This is a genomic window from Pantoea sp. EKM21T, assembly GCF_011800405.1.
Taxonomy (GTDB): Bacteria; Pseudomonadota; Gammaproteobacteria; order Enterobacterales; family Enterobacteriaceae; genus Pantoea; species Pantoea agglomerans.
In genome coordinates, this window is sequence record NZ_JAALFV010000006.1 from 299551 (window position 1) to 314578 (window position 15028).

Below are 15028 nucleotides of genomic sequence, written 5' to 3' on the forward strand. Positions count from 1 at the left end.
CGGGTGAATCTGACAGCAATAAATAAGCTTAACGCGCAGGGAACTGGGTCAGAATAGGAAAGCGTCCCGCGCCAGGACGGCGCGGGCCGAGCATGTCATGGATGACGGCTTTTGCGTCTTTCCGATCTGACCCTGTTTCCTGCGCAGGCGCTAGCTGACAGCGAACCTTGTCAGTGTTTATCAGCAGAAAGGGCGCCTTCGGTGCTCTTTCTGCTTCCACACGTCAGGCTTTAACCCGCGCCATATAATGCGCGTCGATCAGTTCACCGTGCCGCATTGCGAAGCCTTTAGCCGTTCCCTCAATCTCAAAACCGAAACGCTGATAAAGGGCGATAGCCGGGCCATTATCGACGAACACGGTCAGTTCCATTCGGCTCACCTGTAGCCAGTTGTCGCACAACGCGACCATTTCACGCATGAGTGCGGTTCCGACGCCACGCTGACGATAGCGTTCATCCACGCCCATACCCAGTGAGGCCACATGACGCCGTCTGGCGCGCTCTTACACATGCAGCGCACACTGACCGACGACGACATCATCGATACAGGCCACCAACAGATGCGCATGGGGCTGAGGCGTCGCGAGACGGGTATGCCACATCTGGAGTGATGAGTGGGGCAAATGGAGTGTGCTGGCCTGGGTATCTGGCTGACCGTAGATCCTGTGAAGCGCAGCAGCATCTTCAGGCGTGACGTGGCGGACAACTATTTCACTCATTGTTTCTCCTTTAGCCCATTAAACCCTTTAAACATCAAGGTATTCACCGCGTTAATCAGGGTAAAAAATGTGAAAATGACTTTACAGACGCGAATGATAATGATTATTATTGTCATGCATTCTCGGGAGGTCGCCCGACAGCCTGAGAAAGCACGACATTGCTCACATTGCTTCCAGTATTATTTAGCCAGCTTATCCGCTGGCTTTTTTTTTGCCTGCCCTTCTTCAGTGCTTTTCAGCCACTGCTCAATGCTCATTCAACTATTTTGAACAGAGGCGTGAAGTTTTTCAGCTATCAATCAGACCGCCTCAGGGACAGACTATAAAAAACATTGAGGAGATTTGAACATGATTTATGTACGCAAAGCTGAAGAACGCGGTCACGCAAACCATGGCTGGCTGGATAGCTGGCACACATTCTCTTTCGCCAGCTATCACGATGCGAACTTTATGGGTTTCTCCGCGCTGCGGGTCATCAATGAAGATGTGATTGATGGCGGTCAGGGATTTGGTACCCATCCTCACAAGGATATGGAAATCCTGACCTACGTGCTCTCCGGTACAGTTGAGCATCAGGACAGCATGGGCAACAAAGAGCAGATCCCGGCAGGGGAGTTCCAGATTATGAGCGCCGGCACCGGCGTACGTCACTCTGAGTACAACGCCAGCGAAAGCGAGCCGCTGCACCTTTATCAGATCTGGATCATTCCTGAGCGTACCGGTATCGAGCCACGTTACGATCAGCGCCGCTTCCCGGATGTGCAGGGGCGTCAGCTGGTGTTAAGCCCGGATGCCCGTGAAGGATCGCTGAAAGTCTTTCAGGACATGACCTTATCGCGCTGGGTAATGGCTGCCGGCGAACAGGACAATGTCGCGATTGATGCGGGACGTCGTATCTGGATTCAGGTGGTGAAAGGTGATGTTACCGTTAACGGCAACGCGATCACCACCAGCGACGCCCTGGCGATCTGGGACGAAAGCGCGCTGACCATTGAAGCCAGCTCGGCTGCAGAAGTCCTGCTGTTTGATCTGCCACCGGTCTAAGCAGATAACGGGCGCGCATCGTCGCGCCCGGTTGGCAATTTTGTGACAGAAAAGTGATAGACTCATCGTACTTTAGCTTTAAGGGCGATCCCAGGCGCTACGATGAAGAAGAAAAGACCGGTATTACAGGACGTTGCCGATCGCGTCGGCATTACTAAAATGACCGTCAGCCGTTACCTGCGTAATCCAGAGCAGGTCTCCGTTGCCCTGCGGGATAAGATTGCGGTGGCACTGGATGAGCTGGGTTATATCCCCAATCGCGCCCCCGATATGCTTTCTAACGCCACCAGCCGCGCCATTGGCGTACTGCTGCCGTCACTCACAAACCAGGTTTTTGCTGACGTATTGCGCGGCATCGAAGCCGTCACTGACGAAGCCAACTATCAGACGCTGGTCGCCCACTTTGGTTACAACCCGCAAAAAGAGGAGCTGCAACTGCGCTCGCTGCTGGGCTGGAACATTGATGGGGTTATCCTCACCGAACGCACCCATACACCAGGCACGCTGCGCATGCTGGAAGTGGCCGGTATCCCGGTGATTGAGGTGATGGACAGCGTCACGCCCTGCCTGGATATGGCGGTAGGCTTTGATAACGTTGAAGCGGCCCGGCAGATGACGCAGGCGATCCTCAGCAAAGGTCATCGTCATACCGTCTACCTCGGCGCACGCCTGGATGAACGTACGCTGCAGAAGCAGCGCGGTTACGAAATCGCGATGCGCGAAGCGGGGCTGACGCCACGCAGTGTGATGATGGAAGATGCCTCTTCATTCAGCGCTGGTTGTGATCTGCTGCGTGAGGCGCAGCGCCTTTACCCCGAAACAGATAGCCTGTTCTGTACCAATGACGATCTGGCGGTCGGCGCGATGTTTGAGTGCCAGCGCCAGGGATTGCAGGTGCCCTCTCAGATGGCGATAGCCGGTTTCCACGGCCATGACATCAGTCAGGTTGTCACGCCACAACTGGCAACAGTGCTGACGCCACGCGACCGCATGGGGCGCGAAGCCGCGGCGCTGCTGCTGGCGCGCATTGCCGGAGAAACCAGCACCTGCCAGCCGCTGGATGTCGGTTTTGAGATCAGTGAAGGTGGCAGCATCTGATTGTGGCGTTTTTATGAGTCAGCTCACACTTTCATGCATTTCCTGGTAAAAAGGTTGCCAGGCTGTTAAGCGGCCAGGAGAATGAGAAACGATATTGTTATCGGTAACATTGGCAAATTCTCACCTGCCGGAGCAGAAAAATGACAACGCAATCCCCGTCGCATCACGTTTTTATCCTGATGGGCGTTTCAGGCAGCGGAAAGTCTGCCGTCGCCAATCAGGTCTCTCACCAGCTGAATACAGCCTTTCTTGACGGTGATTTTCTCCACCCACGCGCCAACATCCTGAAGATGGCCGATGGTCATCCGCTGGATGACAACGATCGCCAGCCGTGGTTACAGGCACTGAACGACGCCGCGTTTGCCATGCAGCGCACCCAGGCAATTTCCGTGATTGTCTGTTCAGCCCTGAAGAAAAGTTATCGCGACATCCTGCGTCAGGGAAATGACAACCTGCGTTTCGTCTACCTGAAGGGCGATTTCGACACCATCGAAGCCCGCCTGAAAGCGCGTAAAGGCCACTTCTTCAAGCCGCAGATGCTGGTGACGCAGTTTGCGACGCTGGAAGAGCCGGGTAGCGATGAGCCGGATGTACTGGTGGTGGATATCGCGCATTCACTGGACGATGTGGTGGCGGCTACGGTTGCGACTATCCAGGACGCTATCAGCCAGGGTTAGAGATGAATACCGCAACACTCGTTTTGACCGCAGCAGGCTCCGTCCTGCTGCTGCTTTTCCTGGTGATGAAGGCCCGTATGCACGCCTTCGTCGCATTGATGTTAGTGTCCATCGGTGCCGGGCTGTTCTCCGGCATGCCACTGAATCAGATCGCTGAAACCATGCAGAAGGGGATGGGCGGCACGCTCGGCTTCCTCGCGATTGTGGTCGCGCTGGGCGCGATGTTCGGCAAAATCCTGCATGAAACCGGCGCAGTTGATCAGATCGCCATCCGGATGCTGAAAACCTTTGGTCAGAGCCGCGCCCATTACGCGATGGGCATTGCCGGTCTGATCTGCGCGCTGCCGCTCTTTTTTGAGGTGGCAGTCGTGCTGTTGATTAGCATCGCTTTTGCGGTGGCACGGCGTACCGGCGGCAATCTGGTGAAGCTGGTGATCCCGCTGTTTGCCGGTGTGGCCGCAGCGGCGGCGTTCCTGCTGCCCGGACCGGCGCCGATGCTGCTGGCTTCGCAGATGCACGCAGATTTTGGCTGGATGATCCTGCTGGGTCTCTGTGCGGCGATCCCGGGCATGCTGATTGCCGGGCCCCTGTTTGGCAACTTCATTGGCAACCACGTCTCGTTCAGCGCGCCGCCGGAAGATCATCAACCGGATGTCGATGAGAGCAAGCTGCCGTCGTTTGGCTTCAGCCTCTCACTGATTCTGTTTCCGCTGGTGCTGGTTGGCCTGAAAACCATCGGCGCACGCTTCACGACCGAAGGCACCACCCTGTATGAGTGGCTGGAATTTATCGGCCATCCTTTCACCGCAATCCTGCTGGCGCTGCTGGTGGCGATTTATGGCCTGGCTTACCGTCAGGGTATGGATAAAGAGCGGGTAATGCAGGTGTGCGGCAGTGCGCTGCAACCGGCCGGGATTATCCTGCTGGTGATTGGCGCGGGCGGCGTGTTTAAGCAGGTGCTGGTGGACTCCGGCGTGGGTCCGGTGCTGGGCAATGCGCTGACCGGCGCAGGACTGCCGATTGCGCTGGCCTGCTTTATCCTGTCAGGTGCGGTGCGGGTGATTCAGGGATCGGCAACAGTCGCCTGTCTGACCACGGTCGGATTGATCATGCCGGTGATTGAACCGCTGCACTACAGCGGCGCTCAGCTGGCGGCGCTGTCGATCTGCATCGGCGGTGGCTCAATCATTATCAGCCATGTGAACGATGCCGGGTTCTGGCTGTTTGGTCGCTTCACCGGGGCCAGCGAAGCGGAAACGCTGAAGACCTGGACACTGATGGAAACCATTCTCGGTACTACCGGGGCTATCGTAGGTATGATTGCTTTCGAACTGCTTTCCTGACCAACCCGACGGGCTATCGGCCCGTCAGGTTTTTTTCCCGCGAGCGGGGGAAGAGTAAAAAAGGGAACAGCAGATAAGGCGCCACTACCAAAAGGACAATGACGCCGCGTGAATAGCCAGAGTCATTTATTCTCCTCACCCCACAGGAAAAAACAGGCAAAATAAACAGCAGCAGCGCGATTAAGCCTATTTCATGTTGTGGCCCGGTAAACCATTGCAGATAACTGCAGAACCAGACCAGCTGAAACAGCAGGAAAATAAAATAGCTCGTCCTTCCTTCACGCCCCTCATAGTTAAACGTACGCAGCAGACAGCTTTTGATAATCTGCAGCAGCCTGTTCATGCCCATTTTCTTCTTATCACAGCAAAAACAACCAGCGTAATGGCGGCGGCAAGTAAGTAAACCCAGGCAAAATCAGTGACGTCAACATGGATCAGCTGCACGTCATTCAACGCCGCTTTCCGGCCCGAGACGGATAATACGGTCAGTCCAGCCAAACAGAGTATATTTGCCAGAAAGAATAGTGCCTGAAAGGCTGTTTCTTTAGCCGCGGACAGAAAGGCAATTTTTCTGAAACCCCACCAGGCTACCAGATAAACCAGCAGCCAGAGCAACGCGCAGAGTAGCGGGGCAACCAGATAACTGCGCATATCGGTGATCACTCCTGAATGGCCGCCGTTGGCATACTGCAGCACTTCCTGAAGGGAGAAGTAACCTGTTATCAGATAGAGCGCACCGAAAAAAAAGGGCAATAACAACCTCATTATATAAATAATATTGTTCATTTCAATGCCGTAACTTTGTGATAAACAGGCTGGATTAATGCGGTTGCCTGCCAGCCTGCCAGGGCAAAAGGGCAAAAGGGCAAAAGGGCAAAGGTGCGGTTATAACTTCAGATAAGCCCGAATGCCGTCCAGGAACATCTGAGTTGCCAGCATAATCAGTATTAATCCCATCAGCCGCTCCAGCGCATTCACGCCTTTGTCGCCCAGCAGCCGCAGGAACAGACCTGACATCAGAAGAATACCCACCGTCACGCCCCAGGCGATCAGCAGCGCGCCGACCAGGTGCGACATCTGATGCGGATATTGATGCGACAGCAGCATCAGCGTCGCCAGCAGCGATGGCCCGGCTACCAGTGGGATCGCCAGCGGCACCAGGAAGGGCTCTTCACCCGCCGGTAAACCAGAACTGCTGCTTTCCGCCGACGGGAAAATCATCTTAATGGCGATAAGAAACAGGATTATCCCGCCGGAAATCGACACCGTTTCAGTACGCAGATTCAAAAATGCCAGGATGCGTTCACCGGTAAACAGGAACAGCAGCATGATGATCAGGGCAATCAACATTTCACGGATCAGCACCACTCGCCGCCGTTTCGGCTCCAGATGCTTTAAAACCGACATAAAAATCGGCAGATTGCCCAGCGGATCCATAATTAACAACAATAATATTGTCGCTGAAATCATTTCAGTCATCGGTTTTACGCCATGTTGTTCACGAAAAAGCGGAGTTATTAGTTACGCTGCTGAAAAAGTTAGCGTAATCGAATTAATTCACTTGCTACCCGGCCTGCATTTTGTAGAGTGAAGGGACACAGGTAAATCTTATTATTACGCAGAGCGGCGTGAAAATAGCACGCCGCTCTCTCCTCTGAAATGAAAAGCAGGTGTAACTGCCTTAGACGGACACGACATGAAGAATGTAGGTTTTGTTGGTTGGCGCGGTATGGTCGGCTCCGTGCTGATGTCCCGCATGAGTGAAGAGCGCGATTTTGATGCAATCAATCCGGTCTTCTTCTCGACGTCGCAGCATGGTCAGGCGGCACCCGCATTTGCGGGCAAACAGCAGGGCACACTGCAGGATGCGTTTGATATTGAGGCGCTGCGGGCGCTGGATATCATTATTACCTGCCAGGGTGGCGACTACACCAGTGACGTCTATCCAAAGCTGCGCGCCAGCGGCTGGCAGGGATACTGGATTGATGCGGCCTCCACGCTGCGCATGAAAGATGATGCCATCATCATCCTCGATCCGGTCAACCATGCGGTGATTCGCCAGGGCATCGACAGTGGGATCAAAACCTTTGTCGGCGGTAACTGTACCGTCAGCCTGATGCTGATGTCGCTGGGCGGCCTGTTTGCTCAGGACCTGGTGGAGTGGGCTTCGGTTGCCACCTATCAGGCGGCCTCTGGCGGCGGCGCGCGCCACATGCGTGAACTGCTGACCCAGATGGGCATGCTGCACGATCACGTTGCGCCTGCGCTGCAGAACCCGGCCTCCGCCATCCTCGACATCGAGCGTAGCGTGACCGACTTCACCCGTTCCGGCACCCTGCCGACCGATAACTTCGGCGTGCCGCTGGCGGGCAGCCTGATCCCGTGGATCGACAAACAGCTGGAAAACGGTCAGAGCCGCGAAGAGTGGAAAGGCCAGGCGGAAACCAACAAGATCCTCGCCACCCGTAACGTCATCCCCGTTGATGGATTGTGCGTGCGCGTCGGGGCACTGCGCTGCCACAGCCAGGCCTTTACGCTGAAGCTGAAACGCGACCTGCCGCTGGCTGAAATTGAGCAGCTGCTGGCCTCTCACAATGAGTGGGTCAAAGTGGTGCCGAATGACCGCGAACTGACGATGCGTGAACTGACGCCTGCCGCTGTCACCGGTACGCTGACCACGCCGGTTGGCCGATTGCGTAAACTGAATATGGGGCCGGAATATCTCTCTGCCTTCACGGTGGGCGACCAGCTGTTATGGGGCGCAGCCGAACCGCTACGTCGCATGCTGCGGTTGTTAACCAGCTAAACAGAAAACATCGCCAAAGGCCGGATTTATCCGGCCTTTTTTGTTTTTGTCGTACACGAAACAATCTGCCGTTTCGCTTACTCAGTGATCAACTTCCCTTTTTTGCCGGTCGGTAAAGATTATTTTGCTTTAGTCCATGGCAAGTGCCGTGACCAAGCTATGATTTAACCATGATGTGCCACAGGTAACTCCTGTGCTTTCCGGATTAAATGGTTGTGGTACACGGCAAAAACACTTTTCCCACGGAATGGCCTGACTTCTTTGTCGTTGTACGTATGGCTCAATGAAGAGCAGCGCAGGTGAACCGCGACAGGCTGTGTCGCGTTCATTTCGGCTGCCAATTATCACAGGAAGAAAGTCATGTCAGAGCTTCCCGATCGCGATGCGATCAATGCCCTGTTTGCGGGTAATTATGCCGACCCTTTTTCGTTACTAGGGATGCACCGAACTCAGCAAGGCCTTGAAGTCAGGGCATTGCTCCCCGAAGCGCTTGAAGTGTGGGTCATTGAAACCTCCACCGGGCGCAAACTGGCTCAGCTGGTGTGTGAAGATGCACGTGGCTTCTTCAGTGGCGTCATTCCACGCCGCAAAAACCCGTTCCGCTATCAGCTGGCGGTGAACTGGCACGGCCAGCAAAACCTGGTAGACGATGCCTACCGCTTTGGTCCGCTGCTGCAGGAGATGGATCTGTGGTTGCTGGCAGAAGGGACGCACCTGCGCCCTTATGAGACGCTGGGCGCGCACGGTGACGTCATCGATGGCGTCTTCGGCACCCGCTTCTGCGTCTGGGCACCCAACGCCCGTCGCGTGTCAGTGGTTGGCGATTTCAACTTCTGGGATGGCCGCCGTCATCCGATGCGTCTGCGTCAGGAACTGGGCATCTGGGAGCTGTTTGTACCGGGCGCGGTCAACGGCCAGCTCTACAAGTATGAAATCATCGACGCCAATGGCGAACTGCGCATCAAAGCGGACCCGTACGCCTTTGAGGCGCAGATGCGTCCGCAAACTGCGTCGATGATCTGTGGTCTGCCAGAGCCTGTTGAGATGAAAGCGGAGCGCAAGGCGGCCAACGCCTTTGACGCGCCGATCTCCATCTATGAAGTGCATCTGGGCTCCTGGCGTCGTCACACCGACAACAACTTCTGGCTGAGCTACAAAGAGCTGGCTGAACAGCTGGTGCCCTACGTCAAAGAGATGGGCTTTACCCATATCGAACTGCTGCCGATCAACGAACATCCGTTTGATGGCAGCTGGGGCTATCAGCCGCTGGGCATGTATGCGCCGACCCGACGTTTTGGTACCCGTGACGAGTTCCGCGCCTTCATTGACGCCGCCCATGAGGCGGGCCTCAACGTGCTGCTCGACTGGGTGCCGGGCCACTTCCCCAGCGACGATTTCGGTCTGGCAAGATACGACGGCACCGAGCTCTATGAGCACAGCGACCCGCGTGAAGGCTTTCACCAGGACTGGAATACCCTGATCTACAACTTTGGTCGCCGGGAAGTGAGCAACTACCTGTCGGGCAATGCGCTCTACTGGACGGAGCGCTTTGGCATTGATGGCCTGCGTGTGGATGCGGTGGCGTCGATGATCTACCGCGACTACAGCCGCAGCGAAGGGGAATGGGTGCCGAATCAGTATGGCGGCCGTGAAAACCTGGAAGCGATTGAGTTTCTGCGTCACACCAACCGTACGCTCGGCACCGTGGCATCCGGTTCGGTGACCATGGCCGAAGAGTCGACAGACTATCCTGGCGTGACGCGTCCCACCGAAGACGGCGGGCTGGGCTTCTGGTTCAAATGGAATCTGGGCTGGATGCACGACACCCTCGACTACATGAAGGTCGATCCCATCTACCGTAAGCACCATCACGATCTGATGAGCTTCGGCATGATGTACAACTACACCGAAAACTTTGTGCTGCCGCTGTCGCATGACGAAGTGGTGCACGGTAAGCGCTCGATTCTCGATCGTATGCCGGGCGATGCATGGCAGAAGTTCGCCAACCTGCGTGCTTACTACGGCTGGATGTGGGGCTTCCCCGGCAAGAAACTGCTGTTTATGGGCAACGAATTTGCCCAGGGTCGCGAGTGGAACCACGATGTCAGCCTTGACTGGCATCTGCTGGAAGGGGACGACAACTGGCACCACGGCGTTCACCGTCTGGTGCGCGATCTCAACCACACCTATCAGTACTACACGCCGCTGCATCAGCTCGACTTCGATCCGGCAGGCTTTGAGTGGCTGGTGGTAAACGATGCGGAACACTCCGTCTTCGCCTTTGTCCGTCGTGACCGTGAAGGCAACGAAGTGATCGTGGTCAGTAACTTTACGCCGGTGCCGCGTCCGGGCTATCGCTTTGGCGTTAACCAGCCTGGCTACTGGCGTGAAGTGCTGAATACCGATCAGCATGAGTATCACGGCAGCGACGTGCGCAACCATCGGGTGCATACCGATGAGCAGGAGAGCCACGGGCGACCGCAGTCGCTGAGTCTCAATCTGCCGCCGCTGGCAACGGTATGGCTGGTGCGGGAGGCTGAATGACCATCACTGCCGGAGATCCCGAACCGCTGGGTGCCAGTTACGATGGCAAAGGCGTCAACTTCACCCTGTTCTCACAGCATGCCGGGCGCGTAGAGCTCTGCCTGTTTGATGAGCAGGGCGCAGAACAGCGTCTTGACCTGCCTGGCCGCAGCGGGGATATCTGGCATGGTTATGTTCCGGCGTTAAAACCGGGACAGCGCTACGGCTACCGGGTGCATGGTCCCTGGGCACCGCAGCAGGGACACCGTTTTAATCCGGCGAAGCTGCTGGTTGACCCCTGCGCCCGCGCGGTTGAGGGCGATGTACCGGATGACCCGCTGTTTCATAGCGGCGAGGCGCAGCCCGATCCGCATGACAACGCGGCGATTGCGCCGAAGTCACGGGTAGTCGCGGAGGATTTTGACTGGCAGGACGACGTCGCACCGGGTATTCCCTGGGGTAACACGGTGATTTACGAAGCCCACGTGCGCGGCCTGACGCAGCAGCATCCGGAAATTCCGGAAACGCTGCGCGGGACTTACGCGGCGCTCGGTCATCCTGTTATGGTGAATTACCTGCGCAGTCTGGGGATTACCACCCTTGAGCTGCTGCCGGTGGCGCACTTCGCCAGCGAGCCGCGACTGCTGCAGCTCGGCCTCAGCAACTACTGGGGCTATAACCCCTTTGCGCTCTGGGCGGTGGATCCCCGTTACGCCTCCGGTCAGCCGGGCGTGACGCCGTTGCAGGAGTTTCAGCAGGCGGTCAAAAACCTGCACGCCGCGGGTATCGAAGTGCTGCTGGATGTGGTGTTCAACCACACCGCTGAACTGGATGAGATTGGCCCGACAATCTCCATGCGCGGCATCGACAACGCCAGCTACTACTGGCTCGATGAGCAGGGCGATTATCAGAACTGGACCGGCTGCGGCAACACGCTGAATATCCATCATCCGCAGGTGATGACGTGGGCTTTAGAGGCGCTGCGCTACTGGGTGCGGGTCTGCCACGTCGACGGCTTCCGCTTTGACCTCGCGCCGGTGCTGGGCCGCACACCGGATTACCAGCGTGATGCGCCATTTTTTGAGGCGATACGCGCCTGTCCGCTGCTCTCTCAGGTCAAGCTGATTGCTGAACCCTGGGATATCGGCCCTGACGGCTATCAGGTTGGTCGTTTTCCGCCGCCGTTTGCCGAATGGAACGATCAGTTTCGCGACACCGCGCGACGTTACTGGCTGCACGGCGACATAAGCAACGGCGAGTTCGTCCGTCGCTTTGCCGCCTCCAGCGATCTCTACCAGCATGATGACCGGTCGCCACACGCCACGGTTAACCTGATCACCGCCCACGACGGCTTTACGCTGTGGGATGTGGTGAGCTTCGAACGTAAACACAACGAAGCGAACGGGGAAGATAACCGTGATGGTCACGGCGATAACTACAGCCACAACCACGGCAAAGAGGGGCTGAACGTCAGCTTCGACGTGATTGAACGTCGCCGTCGCAGCGTGCGGGCACTGCTGACGACGCTGCTGCTGTCACAGGGCACGCCGATGCTGCTGGCAGGCGATGAGCGCGGCCACACCCAGCGCGGCAATAACAACGCTTACTGTCAGGACAACGCCCTGAGCTGGCTTGACTGGCAGGCGGATGAGAAGGGATTAGTCGGATTCACCGCTGCACTGATCGAGCTGCGCCAGCGCATTCCGGCGCTGACCGCAGATCGCTGGTGGCAGGACGGTGACGGCAATGTGCAGTGGCTCAATGCCGGTGGCCAGCCACTGCAACACGATGAATGGGCACAGGGGATGCACAGATTGCAGATCCTGCTGTCCGGCCGCTGGTTAATAACAATAAACGCCACGGATACGGTGAATGACATCGTGTTACCAGACGGAGAATGGCGCGCCCTTCCTCCTTTCGCCGGGGACGACAACCCCATCCTGCTAACTGTCTGGCATGGTCCCGCACACGGTGTGTGCGTGTTCCAAAAGCAATCATAAGGAGTCAGACATGGTTAAGTTAGATAGAACAGATCACCTGATGCTGGCCCGCCAGCTCCCTACACAGACGGTTGCTCTGATCCTCGCCGGCGGACGCGGCACGCGCCTGGTCGATTTAACGGCCAAACGTGCCAAACCGGCGGTGCATTTCGGCGGCAAGTTCCGCATTATCGACTTTGCCCTCTCCAACTGCGTCAACTCCGGTATCCGACGGATTGGCGTGATTACTCAGTATCAGTCTCATACCCTGACTCAGCACATCCAGCGTGGCTGGTCGATCTTCAATGAAGAGATGAATGAGTTTGTCGATTTGCTGCCAGCGCAGCAGCGATTTTCGACCGAACAGTGGTATCGCGGGACGGCCGATGCCGTGACGCAAAACCTTGATGTGATTCGCCGCTATCAGGCGCAGTACATCGTGATCCTCGCCGGGGACCACATTTATAAGATGGATTATTCACGCATGCTGCTGGATCACGTGGTCAACGAGGCGAAATGTACCATCGCCTGTTTACCGGTACCGGTGCATGAAGCCACGGCGTTTGGCGTGATGGCAGTGGACGAAGAGAACATGGTGATCGACTTCGTGGAGAAACCCGCGAAACCGCCCACCATGCCGGGTGATGACACCCAGGCGCTCGCCAGCATGGGGATCTACGTTTTCAACGCAGACTATCTCTATGAACTGCTGGAAGAGGATCTGCAGACGCCAGGCTCTAACCACGACTTCGGCAAAGATATCCTGCCGAAAATCGTGGCAAGCGGCGAAGGCTATGCGCACTCCTTCGCGCTCTCCTGCGTACAGAACGATGACAATGCGCCGCCTTACTGGCGCGACGTCGGGACGCTGGAAGCCTACTGGCGCGCCAATCTCGACCTGGCATCGGTGATGCCTGAACTCGATATGTATGACGTCACCTGGCCGATTCGTACCCACATGGAGCCGCTGCCGCCGGCCAAATTTGTTCAGGATCGTTCCGGCAGTCACGGGATGACCATGAACTCGCTGGTCTCGGGGGGCTGCATCATCTCCGGTTCAGTGGTGGTCAATTCGGTGCTGTTCCCGCGGGTACGCGTTAACTCTTTTTGCAATATAGATTCAACTGTACTGCTGCCTGATGTGGTAGTGGGCCGATCGTGTCGTCTGCGTCGCTGCGTCATTGATCGTGCCTGCGAGTTACCGGAAGGCATGGTCATTGGCGAAAACCCGGATGAAGACAGTCGCCGGTTTCACCGTTCGGATGAAGGCATCGTACTGGTAACCCGCGCCATGCTGGCCAGGCTGGCCAAAGCGGGGCTGTAAGCGATAAGCGAAACTTACGCAATCGGCACGCGGAGCGTGTCGGATAACTTAATGAGGTCGAGGATGCAGGTTTTACATGTCTGTTCGGAACTTTTCCCGCTGCTAAAAACGGGCGGACTGGCTGATGTAGTCGGGGCATTACCTCAGGCACAAATTGCGGGCGGCACGGATACGCGGGTACTACTGCCCGCTTTTCCCGCATTGCGCAAAGGCATACCTGATCTCCAGGTCGTGACAGAGCGAGAAACATTTGCCGGTCATGTACGTCTGCTATTTGGTGAATTTAACGGTGTGGGCATCTACTTGATTGATGCTCCCGGCCTCTACGATCGTCCGGGTAGTCCCTACCATGACGAATCGCAGTTTGCGTATGTCGACAACTATCTGCGCTTTGCGCTGCTGGGCTGGGTTGGCTGTGAACTGGCGTGCGGCATGGACGCGATGTGGCGTCCCGATATTGTGCATGCCCATGACTGGCATGCAGGCCTGACCTGCGCCTATCTGGAAGCGCGTGGTCGTCCGGCTAAATCGGTCTTCACCGTGCACAACCTGGCGTATCAGGGGCTGTTCATGGCGCACCACATGGAAGAGATTGGCCTGCCATGGTCGTTCTTTAACATGCACGGGCTGGAGTTCTTCGGTCAGATCTCCTTCCTGAAAGCGGGACTTTTTTACGCCGACCATATCACGGCGGTCAGCCCGACTTACGCCCATGAAATTACCTCTGCCGAATATGCTTACGGCATGGAAACCCTGCTGGCACAGCGGATGCGTGAAGGCCGTCTTAGCGGCATTCTCAACGGCGTTGATCCCTCTATCTGGGATCCGGCGCACGATCTGCTGCTCAGCGCGCGTTATAACCGCGACACGCTGGAAGCGAAAGCGGAGAACAAACGTCAGCTGCAGGTGGCGATGGGTCTGAAGGTAGATGATAAAGCGCCGGTGTTCTGCGTGATCAGCCGTCTGACCAAACAGAAAGGGCTGGACCTGGTGCTGGAGGCGCTGCCCGGCTTGCTGGCGCAGGGCGGTCAACTGGTGCTGCTGGGCCAGGGCGATGCTGAACTGCAGCAGGGCTTCCTGGCGGCGGCGGCAGAGCATCCGGGCAGCGTCGGCGTGCAGATCGGCTATCACGAAGCGTTCTCACACCGCATTGTCGGCGGCGCAGACGTGATTGTGGTGCCGAGTCGCTTTGAGCCCTGCGGTCTGACACAACTTTATGGCCTCAAGTATGGTACGTTGCCGTTAGTGCGCCGCACCGGCGGGCTGGCCGATACCGTGAATGACAGCTCACTGGAGAATCTGGCCGACGGCATCGCCAGTGGATTCAGTTTTGAAGATGCCAACGCCTGGTCACTGCTTCGGGCTATCCGGCGCGCGTTCGTGTTGTGGTCCCGTCCTTCGCTCTGGCGCTATGTTCAGCGCCAGGCAATGGCGATGGACTTTAGCTGGCAGGTGGCAGCACAAGCCTACCGTGATCTCTACCAACGTTTGATGTAACGGATTGGGAAAACTGGAT

General features: G+C 56.8%; 12 protein-coding genes and 1 pseudogene. 9 read left to right on the forward strand and 4 right to left on the reverse strand.

Features of this window, described 5'->3' with window-relative positions:
• Positions 1–223: 223 nt before the first annotated feature.
• A pseudogene (locus HFD87_RS14480) lies at positions 224–718 on the reverse strand (GNAT family N-acetyltransferase).
• Between the two features lie 348 nt (positions 719–1066).
• On the opposite strand from HFD87_RS14480, the gene HFD87_RS14485 reads away from it, so the two are divergent.
• The 4 genes from HFD87_RS14485 (at position 1067) to gntU (ending at position 4880) form a co-directional block, all read left to right on the forward strand.
• Positions 1067–1762, forward strand: coding sequence for a pirin family protein (locus HFD87_RS14485; RefSeq protein ID WP_010671535.1), 696 nt, complete (start codon positions 1067–1069; stop codon positions 1760–1762).
• 102 nt (positions 1763–1864) lie between these two features.
• Positions 1865–2860, forward strand: a complete 996-nt coding sequence (gene gntR, locus HFD87_RS14490) for a gluconate operon transcriptional repressor GntR (protein ID WP_010253274.1) — start codon at positions 1865–1867, stop codon at positions 2858–2860.
• 140 nt (positions 2861–3000) lie between these two features.
• Positions 3001–3537, forward strand: a complete 537-nt coding sequence (gntK, locus tag HFD87_RS14495; RefSeq protein ID WP_010253272.1) for a gluconokinase — start codon at positions 3001–3003, stop codon at positions 3535–3537.
• Positions 3538–3539: 2 nt separating this feature from the next.
• Positions 3540–4880 carry a gluconate transporter gene (gntU, locus tag HFD87_RS14500; RefSeq protein WP_010671538.1) on the forward strand — a complete coding sequence of 447 codons (1341 nt, stop codon included), beginning with the start codon at positions 3540–3542 and terminating at the stop codon, positions 4878–4880.
• Between the two features lie 13 nt (positions 4881–4893).
• Here gntU and HFD87_RS14505 read toward each other — a convergent pair whose 3' ends face one another.
• The 3 genes from HFD87_RS14505 to HFD87_RS14515 form a co-directional block, all read right to left on the reverse strand.
• The gene (locus HFD87_RS14505) at positions 4894–5229 is read right to left on the reverse strand and encodes a DUF805 domain-containing protein (protein ID WP_371742443.1); all 336 of its coding nucleotides are present in this window, start codon (positions 5227–5229) and stop codon (positions 4894–4896) included.
• Entirely contained in the window at positions 5220–5666 is a 447-nt protein-coding gene (locus HFD87_RS14510; protein ID WP_233600688.1) for a hypothetical protein, read from the reverse strand. Before HFD87_RS14510 ends, HFD87_RS14505 begins: the two co-directional genes overlap by 10 nt.
• Before the next feature lie 99 nt (positions 5667–5765).
• Positions 5766–6359 (reverse strand): YhgN family NAAT transporter, encoded by a 594-nt coding sequence (locus tag HFD87_RS14515; protein ID WP_003853054.1) that lies wholly within the window; start codon positions 6357–6359, stop codon positions 5766–5768.
• A 217-nt stretch (positions 6360–6576) separates the two neighbouring features.
• Between HFD87_RS14515 and asd the strand changes: the two genes are divergently transcribed.
• From asd to glgA, 5 genes are all read left to right on the forward strand, one after another.
• A complete protein-coding gene (gene asd / locus HFD87_RS14520) occupies positions 6577–7686 on the forward strand; it encodes an aspartate-semialdehyde dehydrogenase (protein ID WP_010671542.1) in 1110 nt (369 codons plus the stop codon).
• A gap of 360 nt (positions 7687–8046) precedes the next feature.
• Complete coding sequence (glgB, locus tag HFD87_RS14525) at positions 8047–10230, forward strand: 1,4-alpha-glucan branching enzyme (protein ID WP_010253252.1); 2184 nt, start codon at positions 8047–8049, stop codon at positions 10228–10230.
• Positions 10227–12209, forward strand: a complete 1983-nt coding sequence (glgX, locus tag HFD87_RS14530) for a glycogen debranching protein GlgX (RefSeq protein ID WP_167423588.1) — start codon at positions 10227–10229, stop codon at positions 12207–12209. Before glgB ends, glgX begins: the two co-directional genes overlap by 4 nt.
• Positions 12210–12219: 10 nt before the next feature.
• Positions 12220–13512 (forward strand): glucose-1-phosphate adenylyltransferase, encoded by a 1293-nt coding sequence (glgC, locus tag HFD87_RS14535; RefSeq protein ID WP_010253246.1) that lies wholly within the window; start codon positions 12220–12222, stop codon positions 13510–13512.
• 63 nt (positions 13513–13575) lie between these two features.
• Positions 13576–15009, forward strand: coding sequence for a glycogen synthase GlgA (glgA, locus tag HFD87_RS14540; RefSeq protein WP_010253243.1), 1434 nt, complete (start codon positions 13576–13578; stop codon positions 15007–15009).
• Positions 15010–15028: the final 19 nt, after the last annotated feature.

What these genes read in the sequence shown, in the direction of transcription:
- HFD87_RS14485 (WP_010671535.1), top strand. Translation starts at nt 1,067, where the DNA reads ATGATTTATGTACGCAAAGCTGAAGAACGCGGTCACGCAAACCATGGC.
- gntR (WP_010253274.1), top strand. Translation starts at nt 1,865, where the DNA reads ATGAAGAAGAAAAGACCGGTATTACAGGACGTTGCCGATCGCGTCGGC.
- gntK (WP_010253272.1), top strand. Translation starts at nt 3,001, where the DNA reads ATGACAACGCAATCCCCGTCGCATCACGTTTTTATCCTGATGGGCGTT.
- gntU (WP_010671538.1), top strand. Translation starts at nt 3,540, where the DNA reads ATGAATACCGCAACACTCGTTTTGACCGCAGCAGGCTCCGTCCTGCTG.
- HFD87_RS14505 (WP_371742443.1), bottom strand. Translation starts at nt 5,229, where the DNA reads ATGGGCATGAACAGGCTGCTGCAGATTATCAAAAGCTGTCTGCTGCGT.
- HFD87_RS14510 (WP_233600688.1), bottom strand. Translation starts at nt 5,666, where the DNA reads ATGAACAATATTATTTATATAATGAGGTTGTTATTGCCCTTTTTTTTC.
- HFD87_RS14515 (WP_003853054.1), bottom strand. Translation starts at nt 6,359, where the DNA reads ATGACTGAAATGATTTCAGCGACAATATTATTGTTGTTAATTATGGAT.
- asd (WP_010671542.1), top strand. Translation starts at nt 6,577, where the DNA reads ATGAAGAATGTAGGTTTTGTTGGTTGGCGCGGTATGGTCGGCTCCGTG.
- glgB (WP_010253252.1), top strand. Translation starts at nt 8,047, where the DNA reads ATGTCAGAGCTTCCCGATCGCGATGCGATCAATGCCCTGTTTGCGGGT.
- glgX (WP_167423588.1), top strand. Translation starts at nt 10,227, where the DNA reads ATGACCATCACTGCCGGAGATCCCGAACCGCTGGGTGCCAGTTACGAT.
- glgC (WP_010253246.1), top strand. Translation starts at nt 12,220, where the DNA reads ATGGTTAAGTTAGATAGAACAGATCACCTGATGCTGGCCCGCCAGCTC.
- glgA (WP_010253243.1), top strand. Translation starts at nt 13,576, where the DNA reads ATGCAGGTTTTACATGTCTGTTCGGAACTTTTCCCGCTGCTAAAAACG.